This is a genomic window from Nocardia jejuensis NBRC 103114, assembly GCF_001613145.1.
GTDB lineage: Bacteria > Actinomycetota > Actinomycetes > Mycobacteriales > Mycobacteriaceae > Nocardia > Nocardia jejuensis.
Map to the genome: position 1 here is coordinate 37,201 of NZ_BDBU01000007.1, position 17,738 is coordinate 54,938.

16 protein-coding genes are annotated in these 17,738 nt (G+C 67.9%); 7 read left to right on the plus strand and 9 right to left on the minus strand.

Translation table 11 applies throughout. The features are described from left to right. Positions 1-111: 111 nt before the first annotated feature. Positions 112-1,272, minus strand: coding sequence for an epoxide hydrolase family protein (locus NJ1_RS06225; RefSeq protein WP_067688665.1), 1,161 nt, complete (start codon positions 1,270-1,272; stop codon positions 112-114). A gap of 101 nt (positions 1,273-1,373) precedes the next feature. Here NJ1_RS06225 and NJ1_RS06230 point away from each other — a divergent pair, with 101 nt between their 5' ends. Continuing rightward, positions 1,374-4,202, plus strand: a complete 2,829-nt coding sequence (locus NJ1_RS06230; protein WP_084477799.1) for an ATP-binding protein — start codon at positions 1,374-1,376, stop codon at positions 4,200-4,202. 154 nt (positions 4,203-4,356) lie between these two features. Here the strand turns inward: NJ1_RS06230 and NJ1_RS06235 are convergent, their stop codons facing one another. The 3 genes from NJ1_RS06235 to NJ1_RS06245 all read right to left on the minus strand — a co-directional run bounded on the left by NJ1_RS06235 (position 4,357) and on the right by NJ1_RS06245 (position 7,743). Further along, entirely contained in the window at positions 4,357-5,622 is a 1,266-nt protein-coding gene (locus NJ1_RS06235) for a TMEM143 family protein (RefSeq protein ID WP_067688668.1), read from the minus strand. Positions 5,623-5,738: 116 nt separating this feature from the next. Further along, positions 5,739-6,251, minus strand: coding sequence for a L,D-transpeptidase (locus tag NJ1_RS06240; RefSeq protein ID WP_067688670.1), 513 nt, complete (start codon positions 6,249-6,251; stop codon positions 5,739-5,741). Positions 6,252-6,471: 220 nt separating this feature from the next. Continuing rightward, positions 6,472-7,743, minus strand: a complete 1,272-nt coding sequence (locus NJ1_RS06245; protein ID WP_245717240.1) for an MlaD family protein — start codon at positions 7,741-7,743, stop codon at positions 6,472-6,474. A 128-nt stretch (positions 7,744-7,871) separates the two neighbouring features. On the opposite strand from NJ1_RS06245, the gene NJ1_RS06250 reads away from it, so the two are divergent. Next, on the plus strand, positions 7,872-8,423 hold the full coding sequence (locus tag NJ1_RS06250) for a TetR/AcrR family transcriptional regulator (protein ID WP_245717241.1): 552 nt from the start codon (positions 7,872-7,874) through the stop codon (positions 8,421-8,423). A gap of 78 nt (positions 8,424-8,501) precedes the next feature. On the opposite strand, the gene NJ1_RS06255 is transcribed toward NJ1_RS06250, so the two are convergent. After that, on the minus strand, positions 8,502-8,969 hold the full coding sequence (locus NJ1_RS06255) for an SRPBCC family protein (RefSeq protein WP_339380950.1): 468 nt from the start codon (positions 8,967-8,969) through the stop codon (positions 8,502-8,504). Between the two features lie 94 nt (positions 8,970-9,063). Here NJ1_RS06255 and NJ1_RS06260 point away from each other — a divergent pair, with 94 nt between their 5' ends. The 3 genes from NJ1_RS06260 (at position 9,064) to NJ1_RS06270 (ending at position 12,987) form a co-directional block, all read left to right on the plus strand. Continuing rightward, complete coding sequence (locus tag NJ1_RS06260; RefSeq protein WP_245717242.1) at positions 9,064-10,131, plus strand: LLM class flavin-dependent oxidoreductase; 1,068 nt, start codon at positions 9,064-9,066, stop codon at positions 10,129-10,131. A gap of 282 nt (positions 10,132-10,413) precedes the next feature. Next, a complete protein-coding gene (gene tuf, locus NJ1_RS06265) occupies positions 10,414-11,589 on the plus strand; it encodes an elongation factor Tu (RefSeq protein WP_067688687.1) in 1,176 nt (391 codons plus the stop codon). 240 nt (positions 11,590-11,829) lie between these two features. Continuing rightward, positions 11,830-12,987 carry an acyl-CoA dehydrogenase family protein gene (locus tag NJ1_RS06270; protein WP_067688833.1) on the plus strand — a complete coding sequence of 386 codons (1,158 nt, stop codon included), beginning with the start codon at positions 11,830-11,832 and terminating at the stop codon, positions 12,985-12,987. A gap of 28 nt (positions 12,988-13,015) precedes the next feature. On the opposite strand, the gene NJ1_RS06275 is transcribed toward NJ1_RS06270, so the two are convergent. Beyond that, complete coding sequence (locus NJ1_RS06275; protein ID WP_067688836.1) at positions 13,016-13,816, minus strand: SDR family oxidoreductase; 801 nt, start codon at positions 13,814-13,816, stop codon at positions 13,016-13,018. A gap of 46 nt (positions 13,817-13,862) precedes the next feature. Continuing rightward, positions 13,863-14,150 carry a hypothetical protein gene (locus NJ1_RS39665; protein WP_169813095.1) on the minus strand — a complete coding sequence of 96 codons (288 nt, stop codon included), beginning with the start codon at positions 14,148-14,150 and terminating at the stop codon, positions 13,863-13,865. Positions 14,151-14,463: 313 nt separating this feature from the next. Between NJ1_RS39665 and NJ1_RS39670 the strand changes: the two genes are divergently transcribed. Further along, complete coding sequence (locus NJ1_RS39670) at positions 14,464-15,075, plus strand: TetR/AcrR family transcriptional regulator (protein WP_067688692.1); 612 nt, start codon at positions 14,464-14,466, stop codon at positions 15,073-15,075. A 25-nt stretch (positions 15,076-15,100) separates the two neighbouring features. Continuing rightward, positions 15,101-15,850, plus strand: coding sequence for a TetR/AcrR family transcriptional regulator (locus NJ1_RS06290; RefSeq protein WP_067688694.1), 750 nt, complete (start codon positions 15,101-15,103; stop codon positions 15,848-15,850). A 288-nt stretch (positions 15,851-16,138) separates the two neighbouring features. On the opposite strand, the gene NJ1_RS06295 is transcribed toward NJ1_RS06290, so the two are convergent. Together NJ1_RS06295 and NJ1_RS38770 are read right to left on the minus strand one after the other, a co-directional pair. Continuing rightward, on the minus strand, positions 16,139-16,954 hold the full coding sequence (locus NJ1_RS06295) for an SDR family oxidoreductase (protein WP_067688698.1): 816 nt from the start codon (positions 16,952-16,954) through the stop codon (positions 16,139-16,141). 11 nt (positions 16,955-16,965) lie between these two features. After that, a complete protein-coding gene (locus tag NJ1_RS38770) occupies positions 16,966-17,133 on the minus strand; it encodes a hypothetical protein (protein WP_157573784.1) in 168 nt (55 codons plus the stop codon). Between the last annotated feature and the right edge of the window lie 605 nt (positions 17,134-17,738).

The following is a 17,738-nucleotide window of genomic DNA, read 5'->3' on the forward strand; positions in this document are numbered from 1 at the left end:
ATCAGGGAACCCAAGAGTTCCTACTGGAGGGTAACCGTAGCGGCAGTGCTCCTGGGCGGCAATGACCGAAAAGCCCGGCGCGCTCGGGCGCCGGACGTTCGAATCGACGAATCAGCGGGTCAGAGCGCCGAAGAGGGCGCGAATATCGGCCGTCAGCAAGTCCGGAACTTCCAGGGCCGGGAAGTGCCCGCCGGAGTAGAACTCCGACCAGTGCACGATGGTGTGCGCCTTCTCCGCGAAGCGCCGGATCGCGAAATCGGCCGTGGTGAACACCGCGACACCGGTGGGCACGGTGCCCTTGGGCTTCGGCGCGAACATGGCCGCGTCGTGGAATCGCTCGTAGTAGTAGTTCGCCACGCTGCGCGCGGTGTCGGTGAGCCAGTAGACGGTGACCGTGGTGAGGATCTTGTCCCTGTCGATCGCCTCGTCCGGGAGTTCGCGGGCGGCGTCGGTCCACTCCTTGTACTTCTCCACGATCCAGCCCAGCTGTCCCACCGGCGAATCCGCCAGCAGCTGCGCGAGGGTATCCGGGCGGGATCCGGCGAGCTGCATGTACGCGGAGCCGTCGTCCTGGAACCGCTTCATCGCGCCCAATCGCCCCTGCTCGGCCTCGGTGAGCGCGGCCATATCCGCGGGATCGCCGGTCGGGAAGGTCACCAGCGCGTTGGCGTGCACACCGATCACGTGCTCGGAGTGCTCGCGACCCAGACGGGCGGCGATGAACGCGCCGTGATCGCCGCCCTGCACGCCGTAGCGGTCGTAGCCGAGGCGGGCCATGAGCTCGGCGAGAGCGCTCGCGACTCTGCCGTCGTGCCAGCCGGTTTCGGTCAGCGGGCCGGAGAAACCGTGCCCGGGGAGGGTGGGAATCACCAGGTGGAAAGCGGGGGCGTCGGGTTCGCCGTGCGCGGCCGGATCGGTCAGCGGGCCGATCAGATCCAGGAAGTCCGCGGCGGTACCGGGCCAGCCGTGCACCAGCAGCAGTGGGGTCGCCTCGGCCCGGGGAGAACGGACATGAATGAAATGCACGGTCTGCTCGTCGATGGTGGTGAGGAACTGGGGGTGCTGGTTCAGGGCGGATTCGGCCGCGCGCCAGTCGAACTTCTCCACCCAGTAACCGGCCAGCTCGCGCAGGTAGGCGGTGGGGACGCCGCGTTCCCAGCCGGAGCCGGGGACCTCGTCGATCCAGCGGGTGCGGGTCACACGGTCGCGCAGGTCGTCCAGGTCGGCCTGCGGAATGTCGATGCGGAAGGGGCGGATGTCCGTGTTGCTCATGAGAAGAAGGTTTCCGGTAAAGAGCCGGACTCCACATCACGAGAGTTCGTTATTCACGACCGTTACGCGGGTTTTTACTCGGGAACCGGCATGATCCAGGGGTGGTGAATTTTCCCGGCAGCAGCGCACTGGTCGGCCGGGCCGAAGACATGTCCGCGCTCATGGACGCGGTCGAGGACGCGGGAACGCACACGATGCTGATCGCGGGCGAGGCCGGAATCGGGAAATCGCGGTTGGTGGGGGAGTTCACCCGGCGCTTGGATCCCCGGGCGCTCGTGCTGGTGGGGCGCTGCCCCGAATTCGGCACCGGCGGTGTGGCTTTCGCCCCGTTCCTGGCGGTGCTGCGCACGTTGGCGCGTCAGGTCGGGGTGGCGGAGATCGCCACACTGTTGCCGCCGCGGCCCGCGGTGGCGAACTGGCTCCCGCAACTGGCCGCGCACACCGGTGGTGCCGGGGACTCCGATCGGGTTCGGCTGTTCGGCGAAACCCTCACGCTGCTGGAGCAATTGGCGACGAATCGCCGGGTGGTGCTCGTGCTGGAGGATCTGCACTGGGCCGATGACGCCAGCCGGGAACTGCTCACCTTCCTGGTGGCCAACCTGGCCGAGGGGAATGTGCTGCTGGTCGGCACCTACAGGCCCGGGGATGCCGGATCGCTGCGGGCGCTGCTCGCCGAGGTGCGTCGCAATCCGGGCGTGCGAGCACTGACCCTGGAACCCCTCACCCGACACGAGGTGGGGCGGCAGTTGGCAGCGCTGCTCGGTCGTGAGCCCGAACCGGCGCTGATCACCATGGCTTTCCAGCGCAGCGGCGGCAATCCGCTCTTCGTGGAGGCGCTGCGGGAATCCCCCGGCGCGCCGCCGGAGGAGCTGACCGAGTTGTTGCTCGGATTCCTGACCGGGGTGACCGGGGACGGGCGCGCGGTGTTGCGGGTGGCGGCGGTGCTGGGATCGCCGATTCGCCACGAATTGCTCACCGCCGGCGCGGATGTGGGCGAGGACGCGTTGCGGACGGCGTTGCGGGAGTTGGTGGATCGACGCCTGCTGTCGACCACCGAGATGGGATACGAATTCCGGCACGTGCTGATTCGGCAGGCCGTCTACAACGATCTGCTGCCGGTCGAACGCGCCGCGCTGCACGCGCGGATCGCCGAGGTGTTGCGCGGTGAGCAGGGGGCGCAGGAGTCTCCGGCCGAGCTGGCTCACCATGCCGAGGCCGCCGGGCAGTCAGCCGAGGCGCTGTCGGCGTATCTGAGCGCGGCGGAGCGTGCCGGGGTGGTCGCCGCGGAGCGAGTGCGTGTGCTCGATCGCGCGGTGCTGCTCTGGGATCGAGTCGCCGAGCCCGAACGGCCGACGACTGTGACGAAAATTGATGTCCTGGAAAGGATTCTCGATGCCGCCATCGAGGGCGGCACAGTCGAACGGGGCATTGCCGCGGCGGACGCCGCCATCGAGATCGCGACTGCCGGTGCGGCTTCGGGTGTGGAGGCTACGCGGTTGGCGCGCTGGTATCGGCAGCGGGCTTTGCTGCGCGGTGGGACGGGCCTCGGGCCCGGTGACGATCTGGCGCGGGCGCTCGCGCTACTGCAGGACGCGACGCCGACGCTCGAAAGAGCCGAGGTGCTGGCGCAATCGGCGGTGGTGCGGATCTTCGGCGGGGATACCGAGGGCACCGTCGACGACGCCCGTGCGGCGCTGGCCGTCGCGCAGCGGTTCGGGGCGAGTGCGGTGGCGGCGCGGGCGCACGGGTGCCTCGGGCTCGCCTCCGCCGATCGGATCGACACCGCGTCCGAGCATTTCGCCGATGCGCACACCGCCGCGGCAGAGTGCGGGGATCCCCGTGTGCTGCTGGACGTGCTGACCTGGGAGTCTGCGGTGCTGGTGGCCGCCGGACGGTATCGGGCCGCGATCACCGCCGCACAGCGGGGACTGCGAACGGCGCACGAGGCACTGCGATTCGCGGAGTCCGCGCCGATCCTGCTCGTCAAATGGGTGCAGGCCTCGGCCGCGCTGGGGGAGTGGGACGAAGCCGGGACATTGGTGGACGAGGCAGAGCTGCAGCAGGTGCCGCCGCTGAGTCGTGCCGCACTGCGGTTGTGTCTCGGCCGGATCGACCTGGCCCGGGGTCAAGTCGATGCCGCACGGGCGGGCGCCGAGGTGGCGGAGCGATTGCTGGGCGATGCCCGCTGGGCGTTCCAATACCGTCTGGAACTGCGCACTCTGCAGTGCCTGCTCGCTCTCGAAACAGGCGACAATGATACTGCGGCAAGGATTCTCATCGACATCGTTGCTGCGGATGACGCCATCGCGACCCTCACCGCCCACCCTCACGAGTCCTGGCCGCTGCTCGTCGTCGCGGTGGACGTTCCCGGCGCACCCGCCGAATTGATCGAACTGGCCGAGGCTCTCCCGGCCACGTACTCGGCGGATGCCGCGCATCGCGCGGACTTCCGCGCGCGGAGCGCGCCCTCCGCCGAGCGGTGGCAACTCGCGGCAGCGGCCTGGCACGACCTCGAGCGTCCCTTCGAGGAAGCTCGGTCCCTATTCGGTGTGGCGGAATGCCGTGCGGCAGAAGGGGATCGAGAGGCCGCAGGGTCGGCCCTTCGAGCCCTGATGGACCTCGCCGCCCCACTCGGAGCCGTCCCGCTCACCGCTGCCGCCACGCAGCTGGCCGCGCGAGCCCGCATCTCCTTGGACCCGGACTCGCCCGAAACCACCCCACCCACTCCGAGTTTCGGTCTGACTCCCCGGGAACTGGAAGTCCTGCGGCTGGTTTCCAAGGGCTTGAGCAACCGCGCCCTGGCCGCGGAACTGTTCATCAGCGCCAATACCGCCGGTGTCCACGTCTCGCGAATCCTCACCAAACTCTCCGTGGCCACCCGCACCGAAGCCGCGGCCTTCGCCCACGACCACCACCTGCTCACGAACTGAGCCGCAGCAGGTCCCGGTGGCACTGCTCGGCAATGATCGGTACTGCTCGCGATCGATCGATCGGGCCGGAGCGGACGATCCGCGACCCGTCCCGCCCGCGACCTCCCGGCCTGAAGTAGGACATCATCCCGTGCGACCGGGAAGTCCTGCTGAATCAGGTCGAGGCGGGCTCGGGGGTGGGGCTCGGGTGTGTATGGGTTCTGGGGTGGGTGCGGAAGAGGTTGTCCCAGTGGTGGTCCAGGTGTTGCCGGGCTCGAGGGAGGGGGGTGACGGTGAGGGTGTCGTCGGGAGTGTGGGTGAGGAGGTTCAGGGTGCGGAGGGCGGCCAGGCCCTCGTGGAGTTTGAAGTCGAAGGTGGTGTTCCAGTGTCGGCGGAACCAGGTTTCGATGGTGCGGTCGAGTTCGGCGGGGGTGAGGGGGTGCTCGGCGGTGCGCAGGAAGTGGTAGGCGAGCAGGGCCTGTTTGACCTCGGATTCCTCCGCGGCGTCGAGCAGGTGGTGGAAGACGCCCGCGTCGTTGTCGAGGTTTCGGAAGTAGAGGTGTTCGGACAGGGTCTTCATCAGGCTGATCCTGCGGTTCTTGAACTTGGAGAACTGGCGGATCAGGTAGCCGGAGAAGGCGGCCAGGCCCGCGCCGAGGGTGACCAGGGCGGTCTGGTCCAGGGTGACCGATTCCTCGCGCAGACCCATCCAGAACGCGAGCAGCAGCACCAGCAGGCCCAGCGAGCCGATCAGCTTGGTGACCAGCACGATTATGCCGGAGACCACCGCGGGAACGCCGATCAGGAGCTTGTCCACGGGGCGCATGCGCACGCGGACACTGGGATACAGCATCTCGAGATCGTTTCTGGGGACGTTCTGGAACAACTTGAGCAGCACGCCGCCGTTGGGGCGCTGCGGTTCGGCTTCGGGCCGCTCGGTGAACGCGATGTACACCAGAACCTTGGAGTAGCTCGTGAATTCGATGGTGCGGCGGCGTAATCCGTAGAGCCACTTGACCTGTTCGGTGCGCTCGGTGACCCCGCGCCGGAAGAACATCGCGGTGTCGATGTCCTCGTCATCGACCTCGAGGCGCACCTTCACCAGCGAGTGCTCGGCGAAGGCGTGCTCGATCTCGGCCGCGTCGATCCGGGTGAAGTCGGCCGTCTCGGCCAGCGCGATGAGCTCGCGTTCCACGACTCGCCGTGCGGCGGCGCGATGCTCGGGCGTCGCGGTCTGGATCGTCCGCATGTCCTCCGCCGGATCGACCAGTTGGTAGGCATCCAGGGCCGCATCACCGCGCACGTGAAATCGATAGTGCGCCAGCGCCGCCAGTATTCGAGCGAACTCCAGGAACGATTCCCGCTCCGACTCGGGTAAGTCGTTCGCGCACAGCGTGATCACCGCGCTCTTGCGGAACGGCAGGAAGTGTTCGGCGTCCATCGGCAACTCCTCTTCGCGGGCCCGGCCCGTCGGTCTCACCCTAGGGTGACACCGAAGTCCGCTCACGAGAACGCCCTCCCCGCCGAAGCGGGGAGGGCGCGGTCACCGTGGGTCGGTTACGCCAGGACCTCTACCGTGTCACCGGGATTGAGGTAGTTGAAGAACTCACGCGCGCCGTCCGGTGTCATCCGGATGCAGCCGTGGGACTTCTTGTCCACCGGTCCGATGTGGAAGGCGATGTCTCCGTTGAAGAAGATCGCGTACTCCATCGGGGCGTTGTGCATGGTGCTCCAGTGGAACGGCTTCTTGAACGCCACGTGGAAGACTCCCGGCGGCGTCTCGTAGCCCGGCATGCCGTGCGACATCGGGGTCGGTCCGAAGATGACCTTTCCGTTGTCCATCAGCCATGCCTCGTTGGTGTCGAGCTTCAAGCAGGCCCGCGCCTGCGCACTGCACGGCGCGGTGACCGGAGCCGGTTCGCCGGGAACGATCGCCGGAATACCCGGAACATCCGGGCCGCCCGGCCACAACGGTTCGGCCTGCGCGGGAACAACCGCCAGACCGGCGGTCGCGACGCCGGCGAGAACCGCCGAACGCGCCACCACACCGAGAGAACGCTTGTTCATCATCGAGTCTTGACCTCTCCTACCCTTGGCCCGCCAACCCTGCTGAGTGACGCCTGTTCAGGGCGAGGGACATGTCGTCGGCACAAGCACGGGGACCATGTCGAGGTCACCGGTGATCATTGTGAAGGGTCATCCCGAAGATTCGCGGGATAAACCCGCCACAGGCGTGCCGACACGCAAGGTATTCCGGCAATTCACGGCAAACGGCGTGTCGAGTTCGAGCTCAGCGCACCGGCGGAAGCGTTCGCTCGTTCGGATCGACTCCGGTCGGCATGAACTGCCCGTTATTCGGGATGTCCGGCCGGGGCGCATTGGCCGAGCCGCGAATCTGCTGTTCCGCCGGCGGGTTCTCGCAATAGTTCCAGCGCGGGAGCGTGCCGTCCTGCACCACGTAGGGCGGTCCCTGCCGGGTCGAGTACTTGCACCACGGCCGGCTCCAGATATCGACGATGGTGTAGAACTCGTTGTCGTGCGCGGGAACTCCCATCGCCGAGGTTCCGATCACCAGTGCAGGAAAAAGCGCTCGCAACGCGGGCATGCGCATGATGGCGGAATTCACGATGGCTGCCATATTTCCGGCGAGGCTGTGAATCGGATCGTCGTTGCGAGTCAGGAAATCATCCGCGACGGCGAGTTTGGCGGGCGTGTCGTCCAGTAGCCGGCGCAGTTCGGCATTGGCCCCGTTCACCTGATCGATCAGCAGGTGTGAATTGCGGGTCAGCGTGCCCAGATCCGGCTGCGCGTGCGAGCTGGTGGCCGCGATCGAGCGCAGGTTCTGGATCAGGCTGGTGGTCTGCGGCAGCAGATTGTCCAGGCCGGTCGTGGCGATGCTGAAGCCCTCGATCAGGTGCCGGAGCTGATCGGGTCCGCCGCTGAGCGCGGTATCCAATTCGTTCAGGATGACGCCGAACTTGTCCGGATCGATCTGTGCGATGAGATCATTGCTATTGGCGATGGCCTGCCAGATCGGCGTCGGGGTCGTGATTCGCTTCGGATCGAAGCGGACCACGGTGCCGTCTTCCAGATAGGGCGCCTTGTCTGAATTGGGTCGAAAGTCCAGGTATTGTTCGCCCGCACCCGACATCGCCTGTACCGCAATGTCGGTATCGGCGGGAATGTGGTACTTCTTGTCGATCTCGGCGACGGCCGACACCGCCGCGCCACCTTCGGTCAGTGCGATCTCCTTCACCTTTCCGACGCGATATCCGCGCCAGGTGACATCACCGCCGGGTTGTAAACCGCCCGACCGGTCCAGCTGAACGGTGACGGAATAGGTGCTGTTCGGCGGCTTCACCCGCGCCACGACCACCAAGAGATATCCCGCGCCGACCAACATGATCACCACGAGGGAAAGATTCGACACGGCCGTCTTGTGTTGCCGCAGGAAGCTCAAAGGCCCGCCTTCATCGCCGATCACGGACAATAGACTCGGAGCACAGCAGAAAAGACTCGGAGCACAGCAAACTCTTGGCGAAACTGCGGGATATCTAACCACAGCGGGGCGGCAATCCGTCCTCGATACGGCGGCAACCGGTTCCGGCTCCGCGCGCCCTATGCTCTATGTCAGAGTTCAGATCGCGTGGAGGTCGGCGGATGGGTGCGGGTGGCACGACGAGACAGAAGATGCTCGTCGGAGGTGTGGAGCTGTTGCGTGAGCGCGGGCCCGCGGGCGTCACCATCGACGCGGTCCTCGCGCGCACTCGGACGCCTCGGGGCTCGGTGTATCACCATTTTCCCGGTGGGCGGCAACAGATCGTCGGGGAAGCGCTGGAGATGTCGGGGAGCGCGATCTCCGCGATCATTCAGGAGTCCGCGCAGGATGGGCCCGCCTCGGCCTTCGCGCACCTGATCGCGTTCTGGAAGAAGTTGTTGCGCGAGAACGATTTCGAGGCGGGCTGTCCGGTGGTGGCGGTCGCCATCGCGGGATCCGCGCAGGACGATCACCGCGATCGGGCGCGCGAGATCATCGGCGGCTGGCTCGGCACCATCGCCGACTCACTGGTTCGCACCGGAGCGACGCCGGCGCGGGCGCGGACGCTGGCGACGCTGGTGGTGTCCTCCGTCGAGGGTGCCGTGGTGCTGTGTCGCACAACGCGTTCCACCGCACCGCTGGACGATGTCGCCGGGGAACTGCGGCACCTGTTCGCGGACCTGGATCGCCGCCCGGCGGAGTAGAGCTCCGGGTCCGGTGCGCCGAGACCGGGCTGCCGGGACCGGGCCGTTGCGACTGCTGCGCAGGGGCTCAGGGAGGGACTAGGACTTCGGCTCGAACGACTCGCGGATGCCCGTGAGGTTCGCGCGCATGTTCTGCTCCCATTCGGTGAGCCGGTTGGCGACGATCCGAGCTTCCTTGTCCGGCATGGCGACGATGGCGACGCTGAGTCCCGAGGGGCCCGGGCCCATGCGTCCCCACTGCCGCAGGATGACGCCGTCGCGGGTGGGATCCACCTCGAAACCCCAGGTGGCGCTGATGCCTTCGGGACCGAACACGTTCCAGGTCCAGCGGCGTTCGATCTCGACCTCGGCGACCTCGCACTCGGTGCGCCACACCCCGAGCGCCTGGTGCTGATTACTGCCCCGGAATCGGGCTCCCACCGCTACTCGATCGGCTCCGCCCAGCCATTCGACGGCTTCGACCTCGCTGGAGTATCGAGCCGGAAGTGCGATATCGGTGACGAGCGCCCACGCCTGCGCGGGCGTACACGAAACCCGTTCCGTCACTTCAACTGTCGGGCAATCGCGATAGCGCACGGCGGGACCTCTCGATGGAATCCGGTTCTAGGCGTTATGACATATAGCATATAAGATGCCCGCTGTGGGAGCTGAGACAGAAACAATGCGGGTCGGCGTCGTCATCGAACCCCGCCTGCCCGGAGCGGCCGAATTCGCCGTCGAGGCCGAACGGCTCGGTGTGGCGTCGTTGTGGGTGCCGGAGGTCTGGGGCTACGACGCCCTGACCGGGCTGGCCTACCTCGCGGCCAAGACCGAGTCGATCGGGTTGGGCACCTTCGTGGTTCAGCTCGGGTCCAGATCGCCCGCGCTGCTGGCGACCTCGGCGCTGAGCATGCAGGAGCTGTCCAATGGCCGCTTCACGCTCGGCGTCGGAGTGTCCGGCCCGCAGGTGATGGAGGGCTGGCACGGGGTCCGTTTCCAGCGGCCGGTGCGGATGACTCGCGAGACCATCGAGATCGTGCGCATGGTCTCCCGCGGTGAGCGACTCAGTTACGACGGTGAGATCTATCCGCTCCCCCTGCCGGACAGCGCCGGAAATGCCCTGCGGCCGATGGTTCGTCCCCGCGACGTCCCGGTGTACGTCGCGGCGATGGGACCGTTGAATCTGGAGCTGACCGGTCAACTCGCGGATGGCTGGCTCGGCAACGCGTTCATTCCCGAAGCGGCGGAGGTGTTCCTGGACCCGCTGCGCAAGGGCGCCGAGAGCGCCGGGCGGACGTTGAGCGATCTGGACCTGGTCGCACCCGTCGCGGTGGAGTTCGCCGAGGACGAGACGGCCGCGCAGGCGTTGATCGACCGTCACGCCGACGGCTACGCCTTCACCATCGGCGCGATGGGCGCGGCCGGACGCAATTTCTACAACGAGGCCTTCATTCGCCTGGGATTCGGCGAACGAATCGAGGAGGTCGTGCGGCTGTGGCAGGCCGGTGATCGCGACGCGGCCAAACGCGCTGTCCCACGCGAACTCGGCAGTCACACCAATCTGGTCGGTACGCAGGCGATGATCGAGGAGCGGGTCGCGCGGTATCGCGCCTCGGGAATCTCGACATTGCTGGCGAAGCTGGAGGGACCCTACGCGGAGCAGCTCGCCACGCTCGAGCGGCTGCTGCGCACGGTGGCCGACGCCGGTCCGGTCACGTCGATTCGATAGTGCGGGTGTTTTCGCCCGCATCGCCCGGCCGGAAAATGAGTGGCGCCCATACGGGGTGACACGGCACCATTTCCCTCATGTCCATGCACGCCATCGCCGCACAGCCCGCAGTCGCGGGTGCGATGGCTGCTGCTCTGGCGGTCTCCGCACTCGACGGCGCACGAAGCTGACCTTCTCCGGGACGTCCCCGGGACCTCAGGCGGGGAAGGTCGGCACGGCGCTGAGGTCCCCTCGAGATTCCGCGGTTCCTTCGGGAACGGCTGCCAGAGAAGAGAAGTCATCATGGCCAAGCAGGCCTTCGTTCGCACCAAGCCGCATCTGAACATCGGGACGATGGGGCACGTCGACCACGGCAAGACCACCCTCACCGCCGCCATCACCAAGGTGCTCGCCGAGCGCGACGGCGGGGAGTACGTGCCGTTCGACCGCATCGACCGGGCTCCGGAGGAGATCGCGCGCGGCATCACCATCAATATCTCGCACGTCGAATACGAAACCGCCACACGGCATTACGCCCACGTGGACATGCCGGGCCACGCCGACTTCGTGAAGAACATGATCACGGGCGCGGCCCAGCTGGACGGCGCGATCCTGGTGGTGTCGGCGCACGACGGCGTCATGCCGCAGACCGCCGAGCACGTGCTGCTGGCCAAGCAGGTCGGTGTCGAGCACATCGTCGTCGCGCTCAACAAGGCCGACGCCGGTGATGCGGAACTGCTCGAGCTGGTCGAACTGGAAGTGCGGGAGCTGCTGTCCGCCAACGGATACGACGGCGACGGTGTTCCGGTCGTTCCGGTGTCCGGGTTGCGCGCGCTGGAGGGCGACGAGCACTGGTCGCGGCAACTGCTGCGGCTGCTCGAGGTGATCGACGAGTACATCCCGATGCCCGTGCGCTACCTCGACGCGCCGTTCCTGATGCCGGTGGAGAACGTGCTCACCATCACCGGTCGCGGCACCGTCGTGACCGGCGCGGTGGAGCGCGGCCGAGTCCGGATGGGGGATCGGGTGACGGTGCTCGGCTTCGGGGACGAGGTCGAGTCCACCGTCACCGGGGTCGAAACCTTCGGCCGGACAATGGAATCGGCCGAGGCCGGTGACAATGTCGCGCTGCTGCTGCGCGGCGTGCAGCGCGGGCAGGTCAGCCGCGGGCAGGTCGTGGCCGCGGTCGGCAGCATCGCCGTGCACACGGGTTTCACCGCTCGCGTGCAGTTGCTGACGGCGGCGCAGGGAGGCCGCCGCACCGCCATCACCAGCGGTTACCGGCCGCAGTTCTACCTGCGCACCGGTGACGTGGTGGGCGATGTGGTCCTGCCCGGCGGGCGTGCCTTCCCGGGCGACACCGTCGAGATGGCGGTGACGCTGGGTCGTCCGGTCCCGCTCGAGCCGGGCCTCGGGTTCGCCGTCCGGGAGGGCGGACGGACCGTGGCCGCGGGCACGGTGCTGACCATCGACGAGTAGACCCGTCCACGGGTTCCCGGCTCCGAGTGATCGACTCGGAGCCGGGAACTCCCGGAGGGAACGGGCTTGCGGGCGTGGGTCCACAGTGGGCTTCGCACTCGATCACGCCTACGCCCTGAGCCGGGCGACGGTCCATGATCTGCCGATGAACCCACTCGCCCACCGAGACCTGTGCCCCGGCTCTCGAGTGTGGCCGGGAATGTCTGGCCGGGACCCGAGGCCGTCGCGGAGCATGAGGGCATGGAACGCGGGCATTACCAGGACGATCATCTGGCATTCGGCGAGCTGGCCGAGGGGTTCATCAGGAAAGAGGTAGCGGCGCACTACCTGGCCTGGGAGGACGAGGGAATCGTGCCCCGGGAGATCTTCGCCCGGGCGGGGGAATTGGGGCTGCTCGGATTCGCGGTGCCGCAGGAGTTCGGCGGGCTGGGCGTCGCGGACTTCCGGTTCAACCAGATCCTCATCGAAGCGTTCATGGACGCCGATTGCGCGGGCGTCGGGCTGAACTTCGCGCTGCACAACGATATCTGCACGCCGTACCTGGTCGAGCTGACCACCGACGAGCAGCGTGAGCGATGGCTGCCCGGGTTCGTGGCGGGCACCGCGATCGCGGCGATCGGCATGACCGAACCGGGAGCCGGATCCGATGTGGCCGGAATACGCACGGCCGCAGTGGATATGGGCGATCACTTCCTGGTGAACGGTGCGAAGACGTTCATCACCAACGGCATCAACGCCGATCTGGTGATCGCGGCGGTGCGCACCTCGTCCGAACGCCATCGCGGGATCACGCTCATGGTGCTGGAACGGGCCATGGCGGGCTTCGAACGCGGGCGGAATCTGGAGAAACTGGGACTGCATTCACAGGACACGGCCGAGCTCAGGTTCACCGATGTGCGAGTGCCGAAGGAGAACGTGCTCGGTGAGGTGGGGCGCGGGTTCGAGTACCTGATGCGCAATCTCGCGCAGGAGCGCATGCAGATCGCGGTCGCGTGCCTGGCCCGCGCCCGGGTCGCGCTGCGCACCACGATCGAATACGTCGGGCAGCGAACGGCTTTCGGTCAGCCGATCGGCGGATTCCAGAACACCAAGTTCGTCCTGGCGGATGTCTCGACCGAGGTCTCGGTGGCCGAGGCCTTCATCGACAGGTGCGTGCTGGAACTCAACGCGGGCCGGCTCACCCCGGCCGATGCGGCCAAGGCCAAACTCTGGGCCTCGGAGATGGAGTTCCGCTGTATCGACAAGTGCCAGCAGCTGTTCGGCGGATACGGGTACATGCGCGAGTACCCCATCGCGCGGGCGGCCGCGGATGCGCGGATCACCCGGGTCTACGGCGGCACCTCCGAGATCATGCGCGAAATCATCGGGCGCGACTTGAAATTGGCCGATCGCGGGTAGCGGTCGGATGCCGGTGGTGGCCGGGCGCTCAGTGCGCCTGGCCGAGCGAGTCCGCCTTGGAGATCCGCCCGGCGACCAAGCGATTGAGCCACGCGGGTGAGACCGCCGTGCCCGCGCTGAGCAGTTTGGTCTGCCAGCCGACCAGCACATGCGGCTGCGGCAGGCGCGGGCGATGATGCACTGTGCGCCATACCTGTTCGGCCACGTCGGCAGGGGTCAGGTGCACGCCGAGGGTTTTGGCGCCGGAGGAGCCGCTGTTCACCTCGTCCATCATCGCGGTGGACACGAACAGCGGCAGCAGGTCGTGCACCGCGATGCCGAGACTGCGCCACTCCAGATCCAGCGCCTCGGTGAGACTGCGGACCGCCGCCTTGCTCGCCCCGTAGGCGGCGAGTCCGGGCTGGCCGTACAGCGCCGACGCGGAGGCCATATTGATCACCTGGCTGCCGGGCGTCTGCTTCAGATACGGCAGGGCGCAATAGCATCCGTTCAGCACGCCCTTGACGTTCACGTCCAGGACCGCGTGCTGCGCGGTCAGCGAGATCTCCGCGAGCGGACCGGACACCAGAATGCCCGCGTTGTTGACCAGGACGTCCAATCGTCCGGTGGCGGTGGTGAACACCTCGAGGGCGGTGCGCCAGCCGTCGGCGTCGGTGACGTCGAACGCACCGGTGAGGGTGTCGCCGCCCAGGGCGGTCGCGGTGGCCTGGACCGCGTCGGCGTCGATGTCGTACATGCCGACCGTCCAGCCCGCCGCCACGAACCGCTCGGCGATCGCGCGCCCGATACCCGCGGCGGCGCCGGTGACGAAGACGGCCTGATTCGGCATGCGATCCACCTTTCGAGAGGGTGCGTCGAATCGCGCCTCGCCCACCTTACGATCCGAGCAGCGCCCGGTCATCCCTGCCCAGGTCCGCCGGTTCGCTGTCGTTCGGGCTGCCCGCCGGTTCGCTCTGGTTTGGGCTGCCCGCCGGTTTGCTGTCGTTCGGGCTGCCCGCCGGTTTGCTGTCGTTCGGGCTGCCCGCCGGTTTGCTGTCGTTCGGGCTGCCCGCCGGTTCGCTGTCGCTTGGGCTGCCCGCCGGTTCGCTGTCGCTTGGGCTGCCCGCCGGTTCGCTGTCGCTCGGGCCACCCACCCGCTCGCTCTCTTCGGCTCGGTGGCTCACTCTTGCTCGGCTCGGTGGCTCTCGCTCGCTCGGCTCTGTCGCCGACTCTCGCTCGGCTCGGCGGGACCTGCTTAGTGCGGCCGAGTGGGTCCCACTGCCGCTCGGGCTGAGTGGTCCCGCTCTCGTGCGGCTCGACGGCCCCATTCTCGGTCGGCTCGGGGCGCCCTACGCGCCTGTGGCTCAGCAGGTCCTCCTCTCTCGCAGCTCGATACTGGAGGGCGCGCGCTGCCGGATCTGTCGCGTCCGGGTCCTGCGTACACTGACCGCACCGGTCGGCGCAGGGTTGTCCGGCCGACGATCCGGAAGGAGTGGGGTGTCCGAGCGACGGGAGCATATTCTCGACGCGGCGCGGAGCCTCATCGTCCGTGACGGATACGCGGGGGCGAGCATGCACGCCATCGCCCGGGCCGCGGGCGTCACCAGGCCGTCGCTCTACTCCGAATTCACCGATCGCGAGGATCTGTTCGCGGCGCTGTGGGATCGCGAGGAGGATCGCGTGCTGACCATGTCGGCCGCGGCGACTCCCGACGTGCCGCCTGGCGCGGATCCGGTCGAGATCGCGCAGCAGTCGGTCGACGTGTTCGTGGATCTGGTGCTGTCCGCGCCGGAGACCTGGCGCCTGGTGCTCATGGCGGGCGACGGAATGCCGCCCAGCACCCACGACCGGATCGAGCGCGGGCGCGAGTCCATTCGCGAGCGAGTCCAGCTGGTGCTGAACGTGGTCACCGCGCTGGGCGACCGCGACGATGTCGATACCGAACTGCTCGGGCACGGCGTGATCAGCGCGAGTGAGACGGCCGCGCGCCTGCTGGTCGGCGACGGTGGGGTGTCGCGCGAGGCGGTGATCGGCACGCTGCGCTGGATGACCCGCCGCGCGCTCGTCATGGCCGGAGTGCTGGCCGCCACGACGGCCGGGAAGGGCTGACCCGGTGCCGAATTCCGTTCCGCGCGTGACGAAGCGGCGCTATGCCAAGCGGCTCGCACCCGCCGATCGTCGCGAGCAGCTGCTGGACGCCGCGCTGGCGATCGTGTCCGAGAGCGGGTTCAGCGCCGTGTCGATCGCGGCGGTCGCCGAGCGCAGTGATGTCACCCGACCGGTGGTGTACGACCTGTTCGGCAGTCGCGACGAGGTGCTCGAGGAGCTGATCGAGCGCGAGTCCGCGCGCATGCACGCCGCGGTCGAGAGGGCCACCGCCGACGCGTGGGCACGAGGCACCGTCGACGACTCGTCGCGAGGCACCGTCGACGACTCGTCGCGGGACAGTGCAGTCGACTCGTCGCGGGACACTGCAGCCGACTCGTCGCGAGGCAGCACAGCTGCCGCGTCACAGGGCGTCACGGCCGCGGCGTCGCAAGGAACAGCGGCCGCGGCGGTGACGGCCTCCATCGGGCAGTTCTTGATCGAGGTGCGTGCCATGCCCGCCACCTGGCGACTGGTGTACTTCCCGATCGACGGGGTGCCGCCCGCGTTGCGGGATCGGGTGGAGAAGGCCCGCGACGAGCTGCGCACCCCGCTGCGCCGCATGCTGGGCGAGTGGCTCTCCGAGCATCCGGACGACGCGGCCGGAGTCGATCTCGACGTGCTGGTGCAACTCGCCCAGGGCATCATCCAGACCGCGGCGCGACTGGTGCTGGATGATCCCGAGCATTACGACCCCGACCGAGTCCTGCGGGTGATCGGCCCGTTGCTGTTCGCCTGAGGATCGGTTCGCCCGGCCCGGCCTTCAGCTCACCGGGCCCGGTACGGGCTCACCCGGGCGCCGACCTCAGCGCACTCGGGCATTCGGTGCGCCCGATCCCTCAGTGCACTCGGGCACTCAGCGCGCCCGGCCCCTCGGCGTGCCCGTGCCCTCAGCGGACTGGGGGACTCAGCGCGCCCGATCACTCCGAGCGCCCGTGCCCTCGGTTTGCCCGATCCCTCAGCGGACTCGGGCATTCGGGCGCGCTCGATCCCTCGGCGCACCCAGGCTCTCGGTTCGCCCAAGCCTTCAGCGCTTCAGCCCGTAGGACGCGGCGATGAGCTTCTCCATGACCGTGCGCGGCAGCAGGCGTCGCACCAGGAACATCAGCGGGGCATTGCTGCCGACCGCGTAGAGCGGTCCCGGCCGCTCGGCCTCCGCCGCCGCGACGATCGTCTTCGCGACCTTCTCCGGGGTGATCCCCTCGCCCTGCTTCTGATCGAGTTTCGCCATGAAATTCGTGAAATCCGTTGTGTGCGGCGAACCTTCGTCCAGGTACTTGGTGCGGCGCTCACGCAGTCCGGTATCGATCTGGCCCGGCTCGATGGTGGTGATCCAGACTCCGAAGGGTGATTCCTCGAAGCGCGCCAAGGTCGCGAATCCGCGCAGCGCGGCCTTGGTCGCCACGTACGAGGAGCGGTAGGGCATCGGGAAGCTGCCCAGCATGGATCCGACCATCACGACCCGGCCGTACCCGCGCTCGCGCATGCCCGGCAGGACCGCCTGGGTGAGTGCGATCGCCCCGAACACATTGAGTTGGAAGAGCCGTTCCACGGCGTCGCCGGGCAGCTCGGCCAGCGGGCCGGCCTGGCTCTCCCCGGCATTGTTGATCAGCACGTCGACCGCGCCGAGGTCGCCGACGAATCGGGCGACGGACGCGCGGTCGGTCAGGTCGAGGGCACGGTAGTCGACGCCGGGCACTCGGTCGGCGGGTGCGAGGGAGTCCGGATTTCGGCTGGTCCCGATCACCTTGTGCCCGCGCGCGGCGAAGGCCGCCGCGGTCGCCTTGCCGATGCCGGAGGACGCACCGGTGATCACCACGGTACGAGTCGCGTTCGTGCTCATGACTCCGAACGCTAGCCGTTGTGGGCCGGTTTGGGGGAGGCGGTGCGGTTCGTGCGGCTGCGGGCGCGGGGAATCGGTCGTGGGGATTCCGCGGTGACCGAACGGACACCGAGCCACACGCCGGCGCCGAACGCCATTGCCGCCAGAAAGGGCACGACCAGGATGGCGTGTGCACTCATGTCGGGATTTCCTTGCTAGTCCACTCTCCGGCATCGCCGGATATCTGGCCCATCGCACCGGCCGTCCCGACGCGTTACGCGATCTGACGCAACACGCCCGCAAATGGCGTGAGAAGGTCGCAAAGGGGGTGAAACGCCTACTGCCACATGGTCGATACCGGTGTCGGCCCTCGCGCCCGAGTGTCTTGCCATTTGCTCCGGCACGGTCGGCGGCCGTCGTCGCGGCACGGTGCCGTGAGCCGTGTGCCATGTGCCGTGAGCCATGACGGTGCTGCGGTGTGCCGATGGGCGGCGCCACGCAAGGCGCGGGGCCCGGCTCGAAGCTCGTGCGTGATATCGGACCCGTGTGGCTCCCCGGGTGTTGTGCACCCTGCCCGGACGCGGGCGAGCCACGATCCGCGCGACTGTCCCAGAAAGCTATGCTGACCTGCATGGCTGGTCGTGGAGGCATCGGTCGTGCGCGAGGGTGATCGTAACTGGCGATGATTCGTTACTGTGCGGGACAGTTATTTTTGTGTAAGTTGACCCACACACAGCGTTCGGAGTTGACACATTTCGCCACCCATGCGAGATGACAAATGTTGGTTGCAGGCAAGAGGGCACGG

Excerpts from the sequence above, each read along its gene's own strand:
- NJ1_RS06295 (WP_067688698.1), bottom strand. The coding sequence starts at position 16,954 with ATGAGCACGAACGCGACTCGTACCGTGGTGATCACCGGTGCGTCCTCC.
- NJ1_RS06270 (WP_067688833.1), top strand. The coding sequence starts at position 11,830 with ATGGAACGCGGGCATTACCAGGACGATCATCTGGCATTCGGCGAGCTG.
- NJ1_RS06235 (WP_067688668.1), bottom strand. The coding sequence starts at position 5,622 with ATGGACGCCGAACACTTCCTGCCGTTCCGCAAGAGCGCGGTGATCACG.
- NJ1_RS06250 (WP_245717241.1), top strand. The coding sequence starts at position 7,872 with ATGCTCGTCGGAGGTGTGGAGCTGTTGCGTGAGCGCGGGCCCGCGGGC.
- NJ1_RS38770 (WP_157573784.1), bottom strand. The coding sequence starts at position 17,133 with ATGAGTGCACACGCCATCCTGGTCGTGCCCTTTCTGGCGGCAATGGCG.
- NJ1_RS06225 (WP_067688665.1), bottom strand. The coding sequence starts at position 1,272 with ATGAGCAACACGGACATCCGCCCCTTCCGCATCGACATTCCGCAGGCC.
- NJ1_RS06240 (WP_067688670.1), bottom strand. The coding sequence starts at position 6,251 with ATGATGAACAAGCGTTCTCTCGGTGTGGTGGCGCGTTCGGCGGTTCTC.
- NJ1_RS06275 (WP_067688836.1), bottom strand. The coding sequence starts at position 13,816 with ATGCCGAATCAGGCCGTCTTCGTCACCGGCGCCGCCGCGGGTATCGGG.
- tuf (WP_067688687.1), top strand. The coding sequence starts at position 10,414 with ATGGCCAAGCAGGCCTTCGTTCGCACCAAGCCGCATCTGAACATCGGG.